This window comes from Actinoplanes sp. G11-F43, assembly GCF_050589265.1.
Taxonomy (GTDB): Bacteria; Actinomycetota; Actinomycetes; order Mycobacteriales; family Micromonosporaceae; genus Actinoplanes.
This window is the reverse complement of record NZ_JBNZCE010000035.1, coordinates 17,920-33,248: the sequence shown is the minus strand read 5'-3', so window position 1 is coordinate 33,248 and position 15,329 is coordinate 17,920. Positions and strand designations below refer to the sequence as shown.

Sequence of the window (15,329 nt, the reverse complement as noted above, 5' to 3'; positions counted from 1 at the left end):
AAAGGTCCGCTGTGGACGGCCTGAGTCGCGCTCAGCCACCACTCAGTTCTTCAGCTTGTTCGCGTCGGCGACGGCTTTGCGCCAGCCCGCCCGTACCGCGAAGAGTTTGTCGCGGTTGTCGTTTCGCCAGGGTTTGATGCGCTCGGCCAGCAGGGTCATCGCGGTCTCGTAGGCGGGTTTGCGGCAGTCCGCGTCGGCCTTGAAGACCCGGTCGACGGTGGTCACGCCGGCGCGCCATGTCACGTTCACCGGCTTGCCGGGCACTGGTGCGAAGCGGCGGTCCAGGCGCGGTGCGAACAGGAACTCGCTGCGATCCTTCACGGTGAATCCGTGCCGCTGTTTCATGCAGCTCTGATATCCGGCCATCGCGTTCACCACCGCCGGATCGCGGTGCACCGGTTCCAGCAGTTCCTTCAGGGCGGACAACTCGGTGACGCCGGCCGGCGGGTCGAAATCGTGGTAGCCGCGGGAATCGAATTTCGCCGCGCATTCCTTGAGCACCGGCACGTCGGGTTTGGCGGCTTTGCGTTTCAGCACGCCGGCCCGGGCCAGACGAGCCAGAGCCATCTCATTGAGTACGAGCCGGCGACCGTTCGCGGTCATCGAGTCGACCACGGTGCCCCGCCCGTTGCCATAGCCGAGGTCGGTGTCGGTGAACCCCTCGTAGAAGCTGACGTACGGCAGCGGCTGATACCGGCGCCCGGCCGCCTTCATGCATTCGGCGATGCCGCCCTCCACCCGGTGGTAGTTGAGCAGCTCGGCGGCTTTGATCTCCTCGACGTCGCCGGTGATGCCGATCGTCAGGGCGTCGAGGTCGGCCGCCGCGGCCGCCATGTCGGGGACTGCCTCGGCCTGGTCGCCACAGCCGGCCTGGGCGGCTGCCAGAAGTACGGCGGCCAGCAGCCCCGCCACCATCTTGGTCCGGTTCATGGCCGGTCAAACGATCTGCCACGACCGCCGGTGACGCGTTTCCTTCAGTCCGGGCCGCCTCTGCCGACAGTCACGCCGAGGCCCGGAGGAGGTGGCGCGACGCATGCTGCGCGAGGACGATACGTCCCGGTGGATCCGGGGTGCCGTCGCCGCCGTCTATCTCGGTATCGCCGTCGCGAACCTGCTCACGCTGACCGGCCCGGCCCGGGTGGTGATGACGGTTCTCGACCTGGTCACCGCGGTGCTGATGGCCGGTGCGGCGCTGCGCCGGAGCCGGGGTGAGGCGCTGGCCCTGCTGCCGGTCGCGGTCAGTGTGGCGCAGGTGGGCGTCACCGGTCAGCTCTACTACAGCGTCACGGTGATGCTGTCGTTCCTGGTGATCGGCGCGGCGATCGTGTCCCGCCGGATCGCCGTGTCGGCGGTGCTGCTCGGTGGCGTGGCCTGGGCGGTCATGGTTGCCGCGATGGAGCGTCTGCACGTCCCGGAGCTGGGCTATTACGCCGTACAGATGGCGTTCTCGGCTCTTCTGGGTGGTCTGTTGCACGAGGCGGTGCGGCGCCGGCGGCGGGAGCTGACGGCGGTGGCGGAGCGGTCCCGGGACGCGGACCGGCTGCTGGCCGCGGTGGGCACCGCCGCGAAACGGATCCGCGGTGGTGAGGACGCCCGGTCGACGATCACCGACGCGATCCGGGAGCTGGCCACCGCCGACACGGTGACCCTGCTGGAGCCGGTGGACGGCGGGGAGCTGGCGGTGACCCGGGCGGTCGGGGTGGAACTGGTCGGGACCAGGGTGCCGCTGGACTCCCCGTCGATGACCGCGATGGCCTATCACAGCGGGCAGCCGTTTTTCGTCGCCGACATGGAACGGGATCCGCGGGTGTCGCCGGCGTTGTGGAATCTGGTGCGGAGCCGGTCGATGCTGTTCCAGCCGGTCGTCCTGAACGGCGCGGTGGTCGCGGTGCTCGGGGTGGGCTGGGCGCAGCGGATCGATGCGATGTGTGATCACCGGACCCGGGCGGTGGATCTGCTGGCCGACGAGACCGCGCTGGCGCTGGAGCACGAGCGGCTGGTGCGCGGGCTGGAGCGGATGGCGTTCACCGACACACTGACCGGGCTGCCGAACCGGCGGTCCTGGCAGGAGTCGATGGACCGGCTGACCGCGGACGCGCGGGCGACCGGTGAGCCGTTGAGTGTGGCGATCGTCGACCTGGACCACTTCAAGCGCTACAACGACACGTACGGCCACTCCGCCGGACCAGCTGCTGTGCCGTGCCGCTGCCGCGTTCGTGGATGCGCTGCGGGCGGGCGACGTCATCGCGCGCTGGGGTGGTGAGGAGTTCGTGGTGGCGTTGCCGGCCAGTTCGTCGGCGCGGGCGGTGCCGGTGCTGGACCGGCTGCGGTCAGTGATGCCGGACGGTCAGACGTGCAGCGTCGGCGTGGCGACCTGGGACACCGTGGAGCCGGTCGAGCAGCTGCTGCACCGGGCCGACGAGGCCCTCTATGCCGCGAAACGTGAGGGCCGGGATCGGGTCCAGGTGGCCGGCGGGGTGCTGAGTCACTGACCTGTTCCCGACAGTCTCACGGCCGGGGAAAGTGCTCGAAGAAATCGTCCTGGTCGAATTCGTCGTCGGTCACGCCGTCCGACTCGTACTCCAATTCCGCCTCCGGCTCCTCGCTGACCTGCGATGACGTCATCCACCAGGGGCGAGTGACGGAGACTCCAAGAATGGTGATGGGCGGGCGTACGTCAAGGGTCACGGCACTCTCCGAATGCGAGCAGGAATGACTCGCCTGGACATTAAGAAAACGGAAAGAGTGCTGTCAACAATGCGCGTATACGTGCGCGTGTCGTCTATCGACGGCTTGACGGCGGTCGGGTCCCCGCGAGGTCTCGACCTGATCGGCTCTTGCGGGACCTGGGGTTCTTAGGGCAGCCTAACGAAGGCAAGGCTAGGCTACCGAAGGATCCACGCGCGATGTTCGTCTGTATATGTCACCACGTTCGCGAGCGTGAGGTCCGCGCCGTCATCCGTGCTGGCGCGCACACCGAGGAGTCCGTCGGGGACGCCTGTGGTGCCGGCACCGGATGCGGCAGTTGCCTGGACCGGATCTGTGACCTGATCGAGGAGGAGACCGCCGACACGCGCCTACCGCTCGTCGCTTAACGTGACCGACCCGTTACGCTGACCCCAGTTAGAGCCATAACTGGGGGTATTTGGCATGCAAGGCGACGCCCGTGTCATCGAGTTCCTGAACGAGCAGCTCACCGCGGAACTGACCGCGATCAACCAGTACTTCCTGCACGCCAAGATGCAGGAGAACTGGGGTTACACCGTGCTGGCGAAGCACACCAAACACGAATCCATCGACGAGATGCGGCACGCCGAGGTGCTCACCGACCGCATCCTCTTCCTGGAGGGCCTGCCCAACTACCAGAAGCTGTCCGTGCTGCGGATCGGCGAGACGGTCAAGGAGCAGTTCGAGTGCGACATGAAGATCGAGGTCGAGGCGGTCGACCGGCTGCGCCGCGGACTGGAGCACATGCGCTCGGTCGGTGACGTCACCTCGGCGCGGATCTTCGAGGACATCCTGGCCGACGAGGAGCACCACGTCGACTACCTGGAGACCCAGCTCAGCCTGATCGAGAAGCTGGGCGAGGCGCTCTACCTGCAGAACGTCACGGAGCACCCGGAGGCCGGCTGACCGGCGCCGGGGCGCCACCGTCCATCCCGAGCAGCCGCTCGCGGACGTGCGCGGCGATCGCCTCACGCCGGTCGCGGGCGCGTTCGCGCAGATCGTCGATCAGATCCAGGGCCTCGGCGCGTCTGGTGCCGAGGCCGGCGATCCGTTCCGCGTGGGCGTGCCGGGCGTCGGCGACGATGGTCGAGGCGCGCAACTCGGCGTCGCTGACCACCCGGGCGGCCTCGGTCGCCGCCTTGCGCAGGATCGCCGCCGCCTCCCGGTGGGCCTCGGCGAGATGTCCCTCGGCGGTACGCCGGGCCAGATCGAAGATGTGCGGGTTGTCCGCCGGCTCGTCGCCGGTGGGGAGGCGCTGCCCCGGCAGCCCGGCCCGGCCCGCCGTCCAGGCGATCTCCAGCTCGCCGGAGCGGCCGGCGTTCCAGGAGAACTCCAGCCCGCCCGGCCGCGTCTGGGAGCGGGCCTGCTCCAGCTCGGCCAGCACCGACCGGGCCCGGTCCTCGGCCCGGTCCCGGTCCCGCTCCAGCCGGCGCAGATGCCCGGCCAGGTCGTCGCGTTGCAGCTGCTGGGCGAGTGCCTCGTTCTCCTCGGCCAGCCGGCGCATCTCCACGGCCACGTCATCGAGGAACGCGTCCACCTCGGCCTCGTGGTAACCGCGGGCGCCCGGCGACGGCTGCCGGAACGCGACGCCGTTGACATCGGAGGGGGAGAGGGCCAACTTGCTGCCTCCGGTAGCCGTCAGAAACTCATCACGCGTCCCGGACACACGCAGGAGCCGCGTAGTCACGAAGTGAACGCGACCGCACATTCAATGTCAACACCGAGTATCCGAAAAGCACCCGGAACGTAATCGTCGTTCGAATGCCCATCCCTGTCGCACCAGTTCAGGGCGGTGTCGGGTGGTTTTCTGGAACGGTTCTACTTTGTGCCGCCGGGATGGCATCACCGGCTCGTCGCGACCGATTCTGATTATGTCGCCGGTCGTTTGCGAAAAGGGGAGCGCTCCCGGAAACACATCGGGGCGGGGCTACCCGAAACCGGTGCCGCCCCACCCCGCTATGCCAAGACCTCCTCAACTGGTCTCGCCGGTAAGTATCGAGGCGTGCCGTGGCGGTTACCGCGCGGTCCCATGACGACGGCATGACAAAACCTGTGGTGACGAATCGTCAACGAACTGTCACATACCCGTGGGTCTTCCGTTGAACCGGTCGGCGACCGTCGGATCCCTAGGCGAGAAGAGGTGGGTGCCGGTGACCGCAACGGTGACAGGGCTGCCGGGGTCGAGTGCGATCCGGGTCAGCGAGCACGACGGTTTCGCCGTCGTGACGGTTCGGGGTGACATCGACCGGAGACTGATTCCCGGTCTGCGTGACATCCTCTCCTGGGCGGTGGACAACCACAGCGGTGTGGTCGTCGACCTGGCCGGCGCGACCGGCATCGACCGGGACGGCCTGGCCCTGCTCCTGCAGACCCAGGACCGCGCCTACCTGCGGCACGGCGAGATCTGCTTCGCGCAGCCGTCGTCCCGCCTCCTCGGCGCCCTGGCCCGGCTCCAGGCCGACGCGATGTTCCCGATGGTCGAGGACACTCCGGCGGCGTTGCGGCACCTGCGCGACGGCGCCCGCGTCTGAACCACGAGACGCCCGGCTGGTCTCCAGCCGGGCGCGTCCTCCCTTACCGGCGGATCAGGCGTGCTTGTCGTGACCCCGCCAGCTGAACACCGCCAGCAGGATCACCACCAGGCCCACGGCGATGTCGTTGGCGGTGGCCGCCGGTGACATCCCGGCGTAACCGCGGACGAACGGCGCCGCCAGCAGCCACACCCCGAGCAGGCCACTGATCACCGCCAGCACCGACGTGTGCCGGGGGGACAGCACCCGGACGAGAGCCAGCACGACGATCGACAGGCCGACCGCCACATCGTTGAGACCGGGGTACGTCAGGCCGGCCTTGGCGTGGTCGAGCACCAGTGGCGCGCTGGTCAGCCACAGGCCGACGAGCACCAGCACCTCACCGGGCGTGTGGGCCATCTCGTCGACGAGCCGTCGCGTGCCCCGTGCGGCCGTCTGGACATGAGCGTTCATCGAAGCCGTCCTCCCCGTAGATAGGCTACGGAGATTGTTGCATCGGGATCGCACCGGTTCGGACCGATTCGCGGGGATTGGCGAAGGCCAGCGCCGCCTCCTCGTCCGGGAACGTGGGGAACATCCCGTCCAGGTGCATGGTGTGCAGCACGGTCACCACGAACCGGGACGGCGCCACCAGCGACAGCCCGGCCCCGCGCCGTTTCGCACAGCGGTAGGCGCGCACCAGCAGCCCCAGCCCGGCCGAGTCGATCACCCCGGCGTCGCGCATGTCGACGATCACGTCCCGGCCCGAGTCGGCCGCGTCCATCAGCGCCGGGCGCACGTGGTCCACCCGGTGCAGGTCCAGGTCGGCGCGCAGCACCACCACCCGGGCGTGCTCGCCCGGGTCGTACACGTCGCAGACACCCTCGGACGGCACCGGCGGCTCGGCGGACGCCGGCGCCGGCGACGCGTGGGCGTCCTCCGCGCACCGCGGGCACCGGTGGTTGCCGGTCGCGAACGGCGACCCGGTCCACCCCAGCGTCGTGATCGACGGCCACACCACGTCCTCGTCACGCAGCACGTCGGTGGTCTGCTTCGTCTCGCCGCACCCGTCACAGATCACCGTGACCAGCCCCTCACCGTCCCCGATGATCGCGGTCACCGGACGTCCTCCCGGGTGAAGGTGCTGCTCCGGGACGACGGGCGGTCCGCGGTCAACGCGACCACGGCCACCCCCGCCGCCGCGAACAGCACCTGCAGCACGATCTCCAGCGTCGTCGGGCCGGGCCGGTCCGAGTTCGCCATCCGGGCGATGACGGTGGCCAGCACCGCCGCGGCCACACCCGCGGCGACCGGCAGCCACACCGGGACGTTGCGGCCCCGGCGCGTCACAACCCGTCCGGCGATGCCGATGACGGCACCGATGGCCACGGCTGTGATCAGACTCAGCCCCGTCATGGCGGACCCCCTTCCGACGGGCGGGATGGACAACGCCAGACTGCCCCGGCAGGTCTGCGAACGGTTCCCGCACCCATGACAATCGCGTGACAAACGGCTCTCCGGCCGGTTCCGCCCGATCCGCACCCCCGGAACGGGACAATCATTGCCTCATGAGTGCCGTACTGCTGATCGAGGACGACGACCGGATCCGCCTGTCGCTGGCGATGGCCCTGGAGGACGAGGGCTACACCGCCCATGCCGTCGCCACCGCCGAGGAGGGGCTGGCCGCCCAGCGCACCCACCGGGCCGACACGGTGCTCATCGACCTGATGCTGCCCGGCATGGACGGCTACGAGTGCATCCGCCAGCTGCGCCGCGACGACGACGTGCCGATCGTCGTGGTCAGCGCGCGCGACGACACCCACGACATCGTGGCCGCGCTCGAAGCCGGCGCCGACGACTACGTGGTCAAGCCGGTCGCGGTCAAGGAGCTGGCCGCCCGGCTGCGCGCCCTGCGCCGCCGCGCCCGGGCGATCGCGCCACCGGCGGCCACCACCCCGACCACCTCGGTGCTGGCCTTCGGCGACCTGGAGGTCCGCCCGGAAGCCGGCGAGGTCCGGCTGCGCGGCGAGCCGGTGGCCGTCACCCGCACCGAGTTCCGGCTGCTCTGCGAACTCGCCGACCACCCCGGGCTGGTGCTGTCCCGCCAGCAGCTGCTGCAGCGGGTGTGGGGGCACGAGTTCGGCGACGAGCGGGTGGTCGACGTGCACGTCGGCCGGCTCCGGCAGAAGATCGAGGACGAGACCGGCAACCCGCGGCACCTGGTGACCGTCCGCGGGCTGGGCTACAAACTCCAGCCGTGAGAGTCCGCCCGATCGGACTGCGGGCCCGGGTCAGCGCCGCCTTCGCCCTCGGCGCGCTGATCCTGTCCGCGTGCGTGAGCCTGGTGTCGTACGAGTCGACCCGCAACACCCTGTTCGCCGAGCGGGAGCGGGCCGCGGTCCGGGCCACCTACTACGACGCCGCGGTGGTCGGCGCCGGCCTCACCGGCGCCGAGCCCAACATCCTCGAACTGCTGCGCGCCCTGGACACCGGCTCCGACCGGTACGTCCTGCTCCACCTGGACGGGCAGTGGCACTCGCGCAGCGCCGACTCGGCCGCTGACATCGCCGTACCGCAAGGGTTGCAGGAGATGACCGCCTCCGGTGAGGCGGGCGCCCAGCGCATCCACCGCGACGGCCGCCCGGCCCTGATAGTGGGCATCCCCCTGGTCGGCTCGGCGGTCTTCTACGAGATCTTCTCCCTCGCCGAGCTGCAGCGCACCCTGCAGACCCTCGCGCTGGTGCTGACCGCCGTCGCGATCATGGTGGCCGCCGCCGGAGCCGCCGTCGGGTGGTACGTCACCCGGCACGCCCTGCACCCGCTGACTGCCGTCACCGAGGCGGCCCGGGGCATCGCCGGCGGCGACCTGACCACCCGGCTCGACCCGGACGCCGAACCCGACCTGGCCTCGCTCTCGGCCGCCTTCAACGACATGGCCGACCAGCTCAGCAGACGGCTGGAACGCGACCGCCGGTTCGCCGCCGACGTCAGCCACGAACTGCGCTCGCCACTGCAGACCCTGGAAGCCGCCGCCAGCGTGCTGCACAAACGCCGCGACACCCTGGACGAACGCTCCGCCTCGGCGATCACCCTGGTCACCGCGGAGATCTCGCGCTTCCAGGCGCTCGTCAACGACCTGCTCGAACTGGCGCGCAGCGACCGTCCGGCCCACCGCGAACAGGTCGACGTGATCGAACTGGCCAAACGGGTCTGCCGCTCCCGCGACCTGCCCGCCGACCTGGTCGAGGTGGCCCCCGGCGTACCCCGGATGTGGTGGGTCGACCGGCGGCGGGTCGAGCAGGCGCTCGGCAACCTGATCGACAACGCCAACCGGTACGGCGGCGGGCCCACCGTGGTCCGGGTCGGCGCCGGATTCCTCGAGGTCGACGACGAGGGGCCGGGCGTCGCCGAGAAGGACCGGGTGACCATCTTCGACCGGTTCGTCCGCGGGCCGGCCGCCAACTTCCGCGGCGCCGGCGACGGCACCGGGCTGGGCCTGGCGATAGTGGCCGGGCACGCCGCCGCACACGGCGGTGGCGCCAGCGTCTCCGAGCGTCCCGGTGGCGGCGCGCGCTTCCGATTCACCCTCCCCGGATTCGAGACGACATGACCGTACGCTCCCTCGCAGTCGCCCTTTCCGCCGGTTTTGTGCTCGGCGGGTGTGGGGTGCCGGCCCAGGACGAACCACACGTGGTGACCCTGCCGCGCCGGCCGCTCAACGTGACCGCCTCACCCGAGGCGTCCACCGACCCGGTCGGGGAGGTGGCCCAGGTGCTCTGCCTGATCCGGGACAGCCGGCTGGTCCAGACGGTGCGCCGGGTCGACGCCGTGCCCCGCCCGCAGCGCCTGCTCGACATGCTGGTCGAGGGCCCCAACCAGCCCGAACAGGCCCAGGGGCTGTCCACCGCGCTGGCCACCACCACGCTGACGGTCACCCTGCCGGCCGGCAGCACCACCGCCGCCGTCGAGGTCGGCGAGGCCGGCGAGGGAGCCGGGCGCAGTGACGAGGTGCTGGCGTACGGGCAGATCGTCTGCACCCTCACCTCGCGTGCTGATGTCTCCGCGGTCACCTTCCAGCGCGACGGGCGGCCGTTGCAGGTCCCGCGGGGTGACGGCATCCTTTCCGGGAGCCCGTTGCGCGCGGCGGACTATCGTTCGCTGATAGGGCCGGTCTGACCGGCCGGATGTGACGAGAGTGTCATGGAGTGAAACCCCTGATCGGGGTATATCTCGAAGGACGGGGTTCACGCACCGATAGGCGGTGAGGGAAGTTGTCCACCAGAGACACACGCCGGGAGTTCGATGAGATCGTCGGCCGGTTGGCGGCCGAGGATCCGGAGATGGCCCGCCCGGTGCGGATGCTCACACGCAGGGTCCAGATCGCCATCCTGGCGGTGATCGGCGCCCTGGTGTGGGCCGGATTGTCGGTGCTGATGGTGGCGTGGGGCGCCGCCGGAGTCGCCATCACCGTGGTGACCGTGCTGGTCACGGTCGGGGCGGGGATCTGGTTCAAGCGAAGGCGGGACCACGGCTGACCGTTTGCGGCCCGTCCCCGGGGGTATGTCGATCTTCATGACGACGCTACGCATCCCCGGCGACCCGGACCGTTATCCGCCGCTGGATCCCGGCGCGCCCATCCCGGATGATCCGGGAGAATTGTCGCCGGACAGCCCGGATCCGCTGCCTCCGCCGCCGCACGAGCCGATCCCGGTCGAACCGGATCCGGCGGTGCCGCTGCAGCCGGAGCCGACACCGGACGCGCCGCCGGCGGTCCCGGAACCGGCCTGACGCTCTCAGGCGGTGGCTGGATCGTCGAGGCGTGCCGTCACGGTCAGGGTCTTCGACTCGGTGCCGTTCGGGCCGGGGACCGTCAGCGTGTAGGTGTGCGTCTGCTCGCTGCCCATCTGCCGACCGCCTCCAGTCTTCCCACCGCTTGTCTTCCCACCGCCAGTCTCCGCACCACCCGTCTCCCCGCCGCCCGTCTCCCCGCCGCCCGTCTCGTCGCCGCACGGGAAGTCGATCGTGGCGGTGTCGGTGGCGCGGTAGGACGCGTGGATGTCCGGGCCGTCCACGGACAGGGTGACCTCGTCGGCGCCGGTGACCTTCCATTCCAGGGTCACCGGCCTGTTCTCGTTCCGGGCCCGGTCGGTCACCGGGTTGCCTTCGGTTCGTGTCTGGTGGGTGCCGGAGGGGCAGGCCGGTTCGCGGGTCACCCGGAAGACGGCGATCACCGGGTCGTTCGGTGCCAGCTTGCCGCTCCCCGCCTTCGTCTTCCCGGATTTCTCGGATCTGGGCCGGGCAGGGGAGGGGGCGACCGAGACCGGAATGACATCGGCCGAAGCGGCAGCCCGCTCCCCGGTTCCGTTCGCCCCGGCCTGACCAGGGCCGCCGTCTTCACCGTGGGCGCCGGGTCCGCCGGACGCGCCGGCCTGGCCGGATCCGCCGGGCCCGGCCGTTCCGTTCCAGGCGGCATCGATCCCGGGCGGTGTGGTCCCGGCCCCGCCCGGTGTCGACCCGGCTCCGGCCCGTGTCGTCGTGACGTCGCGGAGGGCGCCGGTCGTGCCTCGGGCCCGGGACAGTGCCAGCCCGGCCGCCACCCCCAGGATCACCATGGCGATCAGTGCGGTGATGAACCATCGGCGGGTCTTCTGAGCCGGCACGGCTTGTCCTCCTGGTGGGGCCGGATTTGACGGCAGCCTAGGGACGGCCGCGTCACCGTGGGGACAGGCGTGGCGGGGCGTGGCACGAAGCCGGTACCGGATCGAGGGCTGCGATAGGTATTCGCGGGGACGGCAGGGGAGGGCAAGGGCGGCGGGGACGGCGCCGGTGTTCGCGCAGACGGCAGCTGAGCCACCGGCCCAACCGCGCGGCGCGGACGCTGGGGCCGGGGCGGGCGAACGCGCCGTCGAGTGACGTCAGACCGGGGTCAGCCGGGCCCCGGTCAGCACGACGGTGCCGTTCGGATCACCGCACTCGACACGCAGCGTGAGCTTCTCGGCGTCCTCGACCGACACGGACAACCCGGCCTCCGCCGTGTACGTCGCCGCCTTCTGCACTCCGGCGACCGTGGTGTCCAGGCCGCCGTCGACGGTCCGGACCGCGACGAACGCGGTGACATGGGTGACGGCCTGCCGATCCGCGTCCTCCGGATAGTACGGGTGGACCGTCACGTCGAACCGCGCGTAACGCCCGCGGAGCAGGTAGGTGACGTCCGACGTGGAATCCCCGGTCTGGTTGGACGGGCACCGGACCGCGATCTCGTGCCCGGTCCAGCCGGCCTTCCCCCGGATCGCCCGGGGGACCTCGACCAGATCGGCGGCGCCCGACTCGGGCGGGAACGCCGAGCTGTTCAGAAAGACCGGCGTGACCGTCCCGCCGGCCGGCGCCGGTGGCCGCGTCCCCGTCCCCGTCGCCGTGGCGGTGGCGGTGGCGGGATTCGTTCCGGCCGCCTTCTCGTCCTTCTTGCCGCCGCCCGGCTCTCGCGGCCACAGCCAGGCCAGCAGCGCGACGATCAGGGCGAGCGCGGTGCACACGGCGCTGATCACACTGGTGCGGAGACTCAAGTCCCAGTTGGTCACCGGAGACAGCATGGCGGCGGGACTGCCGGAACGGGACGGTCGACCGGCCGGACAGTCACACCTTTCCGGCAGGCAAGTCCGTCTATGTTTCACGGTACGGTGCCGATTGCCCACCGTGGGTGATCGAGTCGAGAGTGCAGGCCAGGGCATGACCACACCGAATCCGCAAACCCCGGGACCGCGCCGCCGCACCGGCCGATCCCTGATCTTCCCGGTGATCGCCGTGCTGGCGTTCCTGCTCGGCGCGTTCGCCGCGGTGCAGTCGTGGCGTGCCGCGGAGAACACGGCCGAGGTGCTCGACCGGCTCGCCGCGCCGGCCACCGTGCCGCCCTCGGTCACCCCTCCGGAACCGGCCCCGGTCTCGGAGGCCGCCGAACAACAGGCCGAGCCGTCCACCGAACCGCCCACCGAGCCGGCCGGGGACAACACCACCGGGTCCGCGCCGGTGCTGGACGCCCGGACCCAGTACACCGACCGGTACGACAGCGAGGACCTGCGGGTGCCGGTGGACTGCAACAGCGCCATCTACGTGGACCTCGACGAGCCGCGGATGAAGGTGGAGTCGTCCCTCGCCGAGTTCTACTACCAGAACCCGTGCGGCACCTCCACCGCCTTCATCAACCTGAGCGACGGTGTCGAGGGCAGTGTGGTCACCTCCACCGCGGTCACCCCCGTCGAATGTGCCGAGAACATCCGCCGGAGCCCGATGTCCTCCGACCGCTACCCGATCCGCCGCGGCCAGGTCTACTGCATCAAGACGTCGCTGGACACCGCCCGCAGCTCCGCCGTGACCTGGAAGATGGTGCTCGTCGAGGTGACCGCCACCGGCCAGGACGGCACGGTGACCTTCCGGGCGTCGGCCTGGGACATCCCGGCCTGACCCGCTCTGGCATACCTGACGGGCGGAATCCGCGGCGTGGACGAGGGGGCGGCGTCCGCCGAGCGGGCACGTCGACAAGATCGCGGTGGGTGAGGACTTGCTCGACCTTAAGCGCTTAAGGTTATGCTGCACTCCCACCCGACCCCGGCAGGGAGATGTCCCCGTGCGCACAACGCTGGACCTGGCAGGACGCTGGACATGGACAGTCGTCACCGACGGCCGGACCCCGGTGCCGGAGGCGGCCCTCCCGCTCGCCGGCCGGGCCGTCGACGCGCGGGTCCCCGGGGCGCTGCACCTCGATCTGCTGGCGGCGGGCCTCATCCCCGACCCCCTCGCCGACCGCAACGAGGAGGAGGTCGCCTGGGTGTCCAGGTGCGACTGGCGGCTCAGCCGCACGTTCACCGCCCCGGCCGGGGCCGAGCGGATCGACCTCGTCCTCGACGGTGTCGACACCGTCGCGTCCGTCGCGGTCAACGGGCGGCCGGTCGGCGACGTCCGGAACATGCACCGGTCCGCCCGGTTCGACATCACGGCGGTGGTGGCCGGGACGAACACGGTCGATGTCCGGTTCACCTCGGCCTACACCGAGGCCGAACACTGGGAGAGCGTGCTCGGGGCCCGGCCCAGCGCCTACCCACAGCCCTTCGCGTTCATCCGGAAGATGGCGAGCGGCTTCGGCTGGGACTGGGGGCCGACCCTGCCCGGCTGCGGGCTGTGGCGCGACGTCCGGGTGGAGACGTGGAGCACGGCGCGGATCGCCGCGGTCCGTCCCCTGGTCGACGTCTTCGAGGACACCGGGATCCTCACCGCCCACGTCGACATCGAGCGAACCGCCTCGGGTGCGGACCTCCCGTTGCAGCTGGAGGTCGAGATCGCCGGGCAGGCCGTGCACGCCGAGGTCCCGCCGGGCGAGGACTCCGCGACCGTCGTGGTGGCCGTGCCCGGCGTCCGACGGTGGCAGCCGCGGGGACTCGGTGAGCCACACCTGTATCCGGTCGGGGTCACCCTCCGGTCCGGCCGGGAGCGGATCGACGAACACCGTACCCGGGTCGGGTTCCGGACCGTCGCCGTCGACCGGGAGCCCGACGCGTACGGCACCCCGTTCGTCGTCACGGTGAACGAGCAGCCGCTGTTCATCAAGGGCGTGAACTGGATCCCGGAGAGCGTCTTCCCCGGAGCGGTCACCGCCGGGCGGGTCCGGGCCCGTCTGGAACAGGCCGCCGACGCGAACATCAATCTCGTACGCGTCTGGGGTGGCGGGGTCTACGAGAGCGACGCGTTCTACTCGGCCTGCGACGAGCTCGGCCTGCTGGTGTGGCAGGACTTCCTCTTCGCGTGCGCGGCCTACCCCGAGGAGGAGCCGATCCGCTCCGAGGTGCTGGCCGAGGCCCGCGAGAACATCGTGCGGCTCAGCTCGTACCCCAGTCTCGTGGTCTGGAACGGCAACAACGAGAACCTCTGGATGCGCCTCGACAAGGACTGGGCGGCGCAGCCGGGAGGGGAACTCACCTGGGGCGAGCGGTACTACCTGCGGTGGCTGCCGGACCTGGTCCGTGAACTCGACCCGACCCGGCCGTACACCGAAGGAAGTCCCTGGTCGGGAAGTTGGGAGCACGATCCCAACGACACCGGCCACCAGACGTTCCACTCCTGGGACGCCTGGAACGAGGACGACTACGCGGTCTACCGGGACAGCTCGCCACGCTTCGTGTCCGAGTTCGGCTGGCAGGGGGCGGCGGCCTGGCGGACGCTGCGCGACGCGATCACCGACCCGGAGCTGCGGATCGACGCCGAGAACGTGCGCCACCACCAGAAGGCCATCGACGGGCACACCAAGCTGGCGCGCAACCTGGCCCGGCACCTGCCGCCCACGACGGACTTCGACCGGTGGCACCTGCGGACGCAGTGGATGCAGGTCGAGGCGGTCCGCACCGGCGTGCTGCACTGGCGCGCGAGCTGGCCGCGGACCGCGGGCACCATCGTGTGGCAGCTCAACGACCTGTGGCCGGTCGTCTCGTGGTCGGCGATCGACAGCGCCGGCCGTCTCAAGCCGCTCTACTTCGCGCTGCGCGAGCTCTACGCGCCGCGGGTGATCACCGTGGATCCGGGCGAACTCGTCGTCATCAACGACGACGACGGCCGGTGGGACACGACGGCCCACCTGGCCCGGCGGCGGCTCGACGGCGTGCCCGTCGCGCAGTGGTCGCGGTCGCTCTCGGTTGCGCCGCGTTCGGTGACCCGCGTCCGGCTGCCGTCGGCGGTCACCGACCCGGCGGATCCCGGCGCCGAGTTCATCGTCGCGACGGTCGGTGACATGCGGGCCGTCCGGCACTTCACCGCGCCACGGGACACCCGGCTGGACGGACCGCCGCCGCAGGTCACGGTCACCGCCGTCCCCGGTGGGCTGGACATCGGCGTCCATGCGCCGCACCTGGCGCGCGACGTGCTCGTCCAGCCGGACCGGATCCATCCCGCGGCGACCGTCGACCGCGGCTTCACCACCGTGCTGCCGGGGGAGACGGAGATCTTCCGGGTGCGAGCGCCGGAGCCGCTCGACACCGCCTCGGCGCGTGCGGCGTTCGTGGTGACCTCGCTCAGGGATATCATCGAGCCCGACTGACGGGAGCCGGCAAA

General features: G+C 70.8%; 18 protein-coding genes and 1 pseudogene. 11 read left to right on the top strand and 8 right to left on the bottom strand.

Annotated features, from left to right (window positions below):
* Positions 1-42: 42 nt before the first annotated feature.
* Positions 43-930 (bottom strand): hypothetical protein, encoded by an 888-nt coding sequence (locus ACQ0O7_RS34650; RefSeq protein ID WP_430788631.1) that lies wholly within the window; start codon positions 928-930, stop codon positions 43-45.
* A 103-nt stretch (positions 931-1,033) separates the two neighbouring features.
* Here ACQ0O7_RS34650 and ACQ0O7_RS34645 point away from each other — a divergent pair.
* A pseudogene (locus ACQ0O7_RS34645) lies at positions 1,034-2,492 on the top strand (diguanylate cyclase).
* Between the two features lie 16 nt (positions 2,493-2,508).
* Here the strand turns inward: ACQ0O7_RS34645 and ACQ0O7_RS34640 are convergent.
* Positions 2,509-2,688: a hypothetical protein gene (locus tag ACQ0O7_RS34640; RefSeq protein ID WP_430788629.1), complete on the bottom strand. Its 180-nt coding sequence runs from the start codon at positions 2,686-2,688 to the stop codon at positions 2,509-2,511.
* A gap of 218 nt (positions 2,689-2,906) precedes the next feature.
* On the opposite strand from ACQ0O7_RS34640, the gene ACQ0O7_RS34635 reads away from it, so the two are divergent.
* Together ACQ0O7_RS34635 and bfr are read left to right on the top strand one after the other, a co-directional pair.
* Positions 2,907-3,095, top strand: coding sequence for a (2Fe-2S)-binding protein (locus ACQ0O7_RS34635; RefSeq protein ID WP_430788627.1), 189 nt, complete (start codon positions 2,907-2,909; stop codon positions 3,093-3,095).
* Positions 3,096-3,150: 55 nt separating this feature from the next.
* Positions 3,151-3,633 carry a bacterioferritin gene (bfr, locus tag ACQ0O7_RS34630; RefSeq protein ID WP_430788625.1) on the top strand — a complete coding sequence of 161 codons (483 nt, stop codon included), beginning with the start codon at positions 3,151-3,153 and terminating at the stop codon, positions 3,631-3,633.
* On the opposite strand, the gene ACQ0O7_RS34625 is transcribed toward bfr, so the two are convergent.
* Positions 3,608-4,414, bottom strand: coding sequence for a DivIVA domain-containing protein (locus ACQ0O7_RS34625; RefSeq protein WP_430788623.1), 807 nt, complete (start codon positions 4,412-4,414; stop codon positions 3,608-3,610). The genes bfr and ACQ0O7_RS34625 overlap by 26 nt on opposite strands.
* Before the next feature lie 463 nt (positions 4,415-4,877).
* Here ACQ0O7_RS34625 and ACQ0O7_RS34620 point away from each other — a divergent pair, with 463 nt between their 5' ends.
* Positions 4,878-5,258, top strand: a complete 381-nt coding sequence (locus ACQ0O7_RS34620) for an STAS domain-containing protein (protein ID WP_430788621.1) — start codon at positions 4,878-4,880, stop codon at positions 5,256-5,258.
* Positions 5,259-5,312: 54 nt separating this feature from the next.
* Here ACQ0O7_RS34620 and ACQ0O7_RS34615 read toward each other — a convergent pair whose 3' ends face one another.
* The 3 genes from ACQ0O7_RS34615 to ACQ0O7_RS34605 are packed head-to-tail and all read right to left on the bottom strand — an operon-like array spanning position 5,313 to position 6,653.
* On the bottom strand, positions 5,313-5,711 hold the full coding sequence (locus ACQ0O7_RS34615) for an SPW repeat domain-containing protein (protein WP_430788619.1): 399 nt from the start codon (positions 5,709-5,711) through the stop codon (positions 5,313-5,315).
* Between the two features lie 25 nt (positions 5,712-5,736).
* Positions 5,737-6,357, bottom strand: coding sequence for an STAS domain-containing protein (locus ACQ0O7_RS34610; RefSeq protein WP_430788617.1), 621 nt, complete (start codon positions 6,355-6,357; stop codon positions 5,737-5,739).
* A complete protein-coding gene (locus ACQ0O7_RS34605; RefSeq protein ID WP_430788615.1) occupies positions 6,354-6,653 on the bottom strand; it encodes a GlsB/YeaQ/YmgE family stress response membrane protein in 300 nt (99 codons plus the stop codon). The genes ACQ0O7_RS34610 and ACQ0O7_RS34605 overlap by 4 nt, the downstream gene beginning before the upstream one ends.
* A gap of 152 nt (positions 6,654-6,805) precedes the next feature.
* On the opposite strand from ACQ0O7_RS34605, the gene ACQ0O7_RS34600 reads away from it, so the two are divergent.
* The 5 genes from ACQ0O7_RS34600 (at position 6,806) to ACQ0O7_RS34580 (ending at position 10,025) form a co-directional block, all read left to right on the top strand.
* Entirely contained in the window at positions 6,806-7,498 is a 693-nt protein-coding gene (locus ACQ0O7_RS34600) for a response regulator transcription factor (RefSeq protein ID WP_430788613.1), read from the top strand.
* A complete protein-coding gene (locus ACQ0O7_RS34595; RefSeq protein WP_430788611.1) occupies positions 7,495-8,847 on the top strand; it encodes a sensor histidine kinase in 1,353 nt (450 codons plus the stop codon). Before ACQ0O7_RS34600 ends, ACQ0O7_RS34595 begins: the two co-directional genes overlap by 4 nt.
* A complete protein-coding gene (locus ACQ0O7_RS34590) occupies positions 8,844-9,413 on the top strand; it encodes a GerMN domain-containing protein (protein WP_430788609.1) in 570 nt (189 codons plus the stop codon). The genes ACQ0O7_RS34595 and ACQ0O7_RS34590 overlap by 4 nt, the downstream gene beginning before the upstream one ends.
* Before the next feature lie 95 nt (positions 9,414-9,508).
* Positions 9,509-9,772, top strand: a complete 264-nt coding sequence (locus ACQ0O7_RS34585) for a DUF3040 domain-containing protein (protein WP_430788607.1) — start codon at positions 9,509-9,511, stop codon at positions 9,770-9,772.
* A gap of 37 nt (positions 9,773-9,809) precedes the next feature.
* A complete protein-coding gene (locus tag ACQ0O7_RS34580; protein ID WP_430788605.1) occupies positions 9,810-10,025 on the top strand; it encodes a hypothetical protein in 216 nt (71 codons plus the stop codon).
* Positions 10,026-10,030: 5 nt separating this feature from the next.
* Here the strand turns inward: ACQ0O7_RS34580 and ACQ0O7_RS34575 are convergent, their stop codons facing one another.
* Positions 10,031-10,897 carry a hypothetical protein gene (locus ACQ0O7_RS34575; RefSeq protein WP_430788603.1) on the bottom strand — a complete coding sequence of 289 codons (867 nt, stop codon included), beginning with the start codon at positions 10,895-10,897 and terminating at the stop codon, positions 10,031-10,033.
* A gap of 255 nt (positions 10,898-11,152) precedes the next feature.
* A complete protein-coding gene (locus ACQ0O7_RS34570; protein WP_430788601.1) occupies positions 11,153-11,815 on the bottom strand; it encodes a hypothetical protein in 663 nt (220 codons plus the stop codon).
* 148 nt (positions 11,816-11,963) lie between these two features.
* Here ACQ0O7_RS34570 and ACQ0O7_RS34565 point away from each other — a divergent pair, with 148 nt between their 5' ends.
* Entirely contained in the window at positions 11,964-12,695 is a 732-nt protein-coding gene (locus tag ACQ0O7_RS34565) for a hypothetical protein (protein ID WP_430788599.1), read from the top strand.
* 163 nt (positions 12,696-12,858) lie between these two features.
* Positions 12,859-15,315, top strand: a complete 2,457-nt coding sequence (locus ACQ0O7_RS34560; RefSeq protein ID WP_430788597.1) for a glycoside hydrolase family 2 protein — start codon at positions 12,859-12,861, stop codon at positions 15,313-15,315.
* Positions 15,316-15,329: the final 14 nt, after the last annotated feature.